Origin of the sequence: Saccharopolyspora sp. (assembly GCF_017434145.1) — a bacterium.
GTDB classification, from domain to species: domain Bacteria; phylum Actinomycetota; class Actinomycetes; order Mycobacteriales; family Pseudonocardiaceae; genus Saccharopolyspora_C; species Saccharopolyspora_C galaxeae.
The window spans coordinates 1-4,964 of sequence record NZ_JAFRFW010000115.1; the positions used below are offsets into that span (position 1 = coordinate 1).

The following is a 4,964-nucleotide window of genomic DNA, read 5'->3' on the forward strand; positions in this document are numbered from 1 at the left end:
GTGTGCGGGCGGAGATATTCGCGGAGGTTCCTGATGCGGTACCGGCGGATCCGCACGGCTGGCAGCAGGTCTTTTTCCGGGCGCAGGCGCTCATGGAGCGGTTCCTGGTGGACCGATACGGACACGATGAGCTCAAGGCGTGGGCCGAGGCCAACGCGGAGATGCACCGGCACGTGGAGCCGGATCCGGAAGGTGGTCCGGTGGACCCGATCCGGCGCATAGCGCGACAGGCAGAGCTGTACGGCTCGGAATTTCACGTGGTCGCCGGTGAGGAATCGGCGCAAGTGGAGATTTCGCATTGCGCCATCTGGGACTACCGCGAGAAGGCGCGGAAGCGGGACGTCACCATCACGTTGGAATCGCCGTGCGAGTACTGCACGCACGCGACGTCGTCGAATATCGAGATCAAGGGCTATCGTTCCGAATACGAGTTGACGAACGGGTCCGGCGGTCCGGGCTGTCGCTGGGTCGCCAGGCGAGCAACGCTGCCCTGAATCCGGCGCGGAATTTCCGAGGAGGAGTTATGTGCGGTATCGCTGGCTGGGTCGACTGGTGCCGGGATCTGCGCGAGCAAGGACGAACGATCCGGTCGATGACGGACACGATGCGGCCGCGCGGCCCGGACGCGGGTGAGGTATGGCTGTCTCGGCGGGCGGCCTTAGGTCATCGTCGACTGGCGGTGATCGACCTGGTGGGCGGAGCGCAACCGTTTCCCGTTCGAAGTCAGGACGGCGAACTGCTCGCCGTGATCACCTACAGCGGAGAAGTGTACAACTACCAGGAGCTGCGTTCGGAACTCATCATGCGTGGGCACCGATTTCGCACGGAATCCGACACGGAGGTGGTGGTTCGGAGCTACCTCGAATGGGGCGAAGCCTGCGTCGAGCGTCTGAACGGGATGTTCGCGTTCGCGGTCTGGGATATCCCCGCACAAGAATTGCTGCTGGCTCGGGACCGCTTGGGCATCAAACCATTGTACTACGCGGTCGGGGACGGTTATGTGCTGTTCGGTTCGGAACCGAAAGCAATCCTGGAGCATCCGTCTTTCACCCCACGGGTCGGCGCGGAGGGCGTGGCCGAGCTGTTCGCGGTCCCCACGGCGCCGACGCCCGGTATCACGCCGTATCTCGGGATGCGTGAGGTCAAGCCGGGACACCTCGTTCGCTATTCCCGTGCGGGCGTCGACGAGCAGCAGTACTGGCGCTTGGAGTCGGCCGAACACCAAGACGACTACGACGAGACGGTCCGCGCCGTCCGCGAGCTGATCGTGGACTCGGTCAGACGACAGCTCGTCAGCGATGTACCGATCGGGATGCTGCTTTCCGGCGGTCTCGACTCCAGTGTGCTCACCGCGTTCGCTGCCGGCACCCCTGGCCGCGGGGAGGACAAGCTGGCCACTTTCTCCGTCGATTTCCCCGACGATGAGCAGCCGGAGCAGCTGGGAGATTGGAACAACAGCGGCGACGCTCCCTACATCGCCGATGTCGTCGCTGGTTCGGGAACCGCGCACACCAACGTCCTTGTCCCCGGGACCGAGCTGGTCCAACACCGCAACTTGAGCTTGGATGCCCGAGACTGGCCGGGGTGGGGCGAGCCGGATGTGTCCGTTCACTTGCTCTTCCGCGGAATCCGGGAGCACGTGACCGTTGCCTTGTCCGGTGAAGTGGCGGATGAGGTCTTCGGCGGGTACCCGTTCTTCAAGAGGACGAGGTTCGGCCCGCCCGAGACGTTCCCTTGGATGCATGGCAAGCAATCGCCTGCGGCATTGCTGCGCCCGGACGTCGCCGAAGCGGTACGTCCCGAGGAGTACGCGCGGGAGCGGCTCGGTGCGGCGTTGGCGGAGGTCCCCGCGCTGTCCGGAGAAGCGGGTGAACGGCGTAGTGCGCGGGAGATCACCTACCTAGCCCTGACCCGCTGGTTGCCCGCGCTGCTGGACCGCAAGGACCGCATGAGCATGGCGGCCAGCCTCGAGGCCCGGGTGCCATTCGCCGATCATCGCCTCGTCGAGTACTTGTGGAACGTTCCTTGGGACTTCAAGTGCCGCGATGGAGTTCCCAAGCAACTGCTGCGCGACGCGGTCCGCGACGTCATCCCGGACTCCGTGCTGAACCGGCCGACGAGCGGCTATCCGGCGAGATCCGCCCCCGCTTATCGAAGGGCACTCACCAGTCGCGTCGAGGACCTACTCGAGAAGGACGCCCCCGTTTTCGACCTCGTGGACCGAGCCAAGGTCAAGACCATGCTCCAGGACGGCGCGGTCCTACCGGGCCCGCGTGCGGCGCCGCACCCCACCGGCGGGTTGGACTACATCCTGGCGATGAACCGGTGGCTCGGAAGTTGCGAGGTGACCCTCGGATGAGCGTCCACAGAGGTCTGCGGACGCCCAGTGTGGCGGATTCCACGCGGGGCCTGGCCGGCGATGCTTTCAAGGAAGTCGCGCGAGAATTCCCGACAGGTATCACGGTGGTGGCGGTTCGGCACCACGACAGCGTCACTGCCAAGACCGTGTCGTCGTTCACCTCGCTATCGCTCGACCCGATGCTGGTCACCGTCGCCATCGGCGGTGGCAGTCCGTTGGTGGCGACCGCGGAGGAAACCGAAGGCTTCTCCGTGAGCATCCTGCGCGCGGACCAAATCGCGGTTTCGAACTTCTACGCGGTGCACGAGTCGCATCGCGGAACCAGTCCGCCCAGCCGACTCGTACCCGTGCCCAGCGGCGGCACCGTGTTGGACGACTGCCTCGGCTGGTTCGACTGCCGCCTCCACGGCCTGATCCCTGCGGGAGACCACGCGGTCCTCATCGGAGAAGTGGTCTCGCTGCAGCGCAACGGCGGCACTCCGCTGGTGCACCACCGGGGCCGGTACTACGGCCTCGATCAGGATAGCCCGATCAGCACACTCGGAAGGTAATCGACATGGCCCTTGAATCACCCGTCGAACCGCGCGGCGTGCTCGACGACGACCGGTTCCGGCGCAGCCTCGACGACGGGCGCAACGTCTGGCTCGACGGGGAGCGCGTCAAGAACGTCGCCGAACATCCCGCTCTATCCGGGGCCGTCGCGGAGCTCGGAAGCCTGCTGGACCTCCAGCACGACCCGGAGCGCGCAGACGAACTCACCGTTTTCGACGAGCGATCTGGGAAACGGATCAGCCGCGGCTACCAACTCCCGCGTACGTTCGACGACCTCCGGGCCGCCCGGCGCAGCGCGACGACGTGGATGCGGGAATCGTGGGGACAGCACGGCCGTTCCCCGGCGTTCATGTCGTCGATCGCTGTGGGATTGCACGACTTCCACCTGCGCCTCGCGACGCAAGGAGCACAGTTCGGCGAGAACGCCGTCGCGTACCACCGGTTCGCCGCCGAACGCGACCTAGTATTGACGCACGCTCTCGGTGACCCGCAGATCGAGCGGGGCTCAACGCCGCTGGACGATCCGGACCTCGCGCTCCGGATAGTGCGTGAGGACGACGCCGGTATCGTCGTGCGGGGCGCCAAGCAACTTACGACTCTGGCCCCGTTCGCCCACGAGGTGCTCGTATACCTGTCGGCGTCGTTCGCCCAGCGCGGTTCCGAGAAGTTCGTGATGTGGTTCGCGCTGCCGATGAACGCGACGGGGCTGCACGTGCTGTGCCGCGAACCGTTCGGCTCCGAGCCCTACGGGCACGCCCACCACTTTGCTCGCCGGTTCGACGAGCAGGACGCGATGCTGTTCTTCGACGACGTCGTGGTGCCGTGGGACCGGGTGTTCCTGCTGCACGACGGAGCGCTCGCGAACGAAGGACTTCGGCGGATCAATGCGTGGAGCCAGTACATCGGTCAGATCCGGTACCAAGAACGGCTTCGCACGTTGCTCGGAGTGGCGACCCTGCTCGCCGAGTCGATCGGTGTCGACGGGTTCCGCAACATCCAGGACGAACTCGGTGAGCTGGCCGGCTACGTCGAGATCCTCGGTCACTTCCTCGACGCTGGGGAAGCCACCGCGACGACTACCGACGCCGGTCTCGTCGCCCCCGGCCCGACTCCGGCAGCGGCGATTTGGGCGGCCGAAGTGGCGGGCCGGGCCGTGGAAATCGTCCGCAACATCGGTCAGTCGGGAATCCTCATGCAGCCCAGCGAGAAGGACCTGCGCAGCCCGGATCTACGGGATTACCTGGAACGCTACATGCGGGGCAAGGACATGGACGTCGACCGGAAGTCCCGCTTGTTCCGGCTAGCGTGGGATCTGACCGCGGACAGCTTCGGTCAGCGGCAGGACCTCTACGAGTACGTTCACCGCGGAAACCTGACTCGCAACCGTGTCAACCTGTTCATGAAGCACGACCAGAACGAAATGCGTGAGCGGATCACCGAACTGGTCGAGGGGCCGTTATGACGGCGGGTGGCGTCCGGCACCCGCTAGGCGGGTCCAGTGACTTGGTCCGACGCGCCCGCGATCTTGAAGGCTACGACACGATCAGCCACCTGCGCCAAGCGAAGGATTACGAGCGGATCCTCGGGCTGATCGAGAAGACGCCCACCAGCATCGCCGACCTCGGGTGCGGTACCGGTGTGATGCTGCAGATGGCGCAGGAACGCTGGCCGGCACTGGAGCACAGCTTCGGCGTGGACGGAGCCCGCAACCGAGTGGAAACTGCGCGCACACGGGTCGGGGATCGAGGTGATGTCCAGGAAGCCGATTTGCGCAACCTGGCGCTCCTGAACCGGAAGTTCGACCTCATCACCATGACGTCGGTACTGCACTGGCTTTATCCGGACGAGCCCACGGTGTTCGAGTGGGTGGGCCATCACCTCGCAGGGGGCGGCGTCTTTCTCCTCACCACGCACCACCCGGCGCTCGACGAGGAAACGCAAGTGGGCGGTGAGGACCTGCTCGTCCGTGAGGCGCTGATCCGAACGGGATTTGAGGTCCGCGCACTAGCGGAGCTGCCCGGAATCAGTACCCGCGCCAGAGCTGCGAGCGAGA

Annotated in this window: 5 protein-coding genes; all 5 read left to right on the plus strand. The window is 65.6% G+C overall.

Annotation, left to right across the window (positions count from 1 at the left end; all coding sequences use genetic code 11):
• On the plus strand, nucleotides 1–494 hold a 494-nt coding region (locus IJH84_RS03040), incomplete at its 5' end, for a hypothetical protein (RefSeq protein WP_295139926.1).
• 29 nt (nucleotides 495–523) lie between these two features.
• Nucleotides 524–2,359, plus strand: coding sequence for an asparagine synthase (glutamine-hydrolyzing) (asnB, locus tag IJH84_RS03045; RefSeq protein ID WP_295139934.1), 1,836 nt, complete (start codon nucleotides 524–526; stop codon nucleotides 2,357–2,359).
• Nucleotides 2,356–2,910 carry a flavin reductase family protein gene (locus IJH84_RS03050; protein ID WP_295139928.1) on the plus strand — a complete coding sequence of 185 codons (555 nt, stop codon included), beginning with the start codon at nucleotides 2,356–2,358 and terminating at the stop codon, nucleotides 2,908–2,910. Before asnB ends, IJH84_RS03050 begins: the two co-directional genes overlap by 4 nt.
• A gap of 5 nt (nucleotides 2,911–2,915) precedes the next feature.
• The gene (locus IJH84_RS03055; RefSeq protein ID WP_295139930.1) at nucleotides 2,916–4,373 is read left to right on the plus strand and encodes a 4-hydroxyphenylacetate 3-hydroxylase N-terminal domain-containing protein; all 1,458 of its coding nucleotides are present in this window, start codon (nucleotides 2,916–2,918) and stop codon (nucleotides 4,371–4,373) included.
• Nucleotides 4,374–4,414: 41 nt separating this feature from the next.
• Nucleotides 4,415–4,964, plus strand: a 550-nt coding sequence (locus IJH84_RS03060; protein WP_295139932.1) for a methyltransferase domain-containing protein, incomplete at its 3' end; no start/stop codon positions are given.

Coding starts and splice junctions, on each gene's coding strand:
- asnB (WP_295139934.1), top strand. CDS start 524: ATGTGCGGTATCGCTGGCTGGGTCGACTGGTGCCGGGATCTGCGCGAG.
- IJH84_RS03050 (WP_295139928.1), top strand. CDS start 2,356: ATGAGCGTCCACAGAGGTCTGCGGACGCCCAGTGTGGCGGATTCCACG.
- IJH84_RS03055 (WP_295139930.1), top strand. CDS start 2,916: ATGGCCCTTGAATCACCCGTCGAACCGCGCGGCGTGCTCGACGACGAC.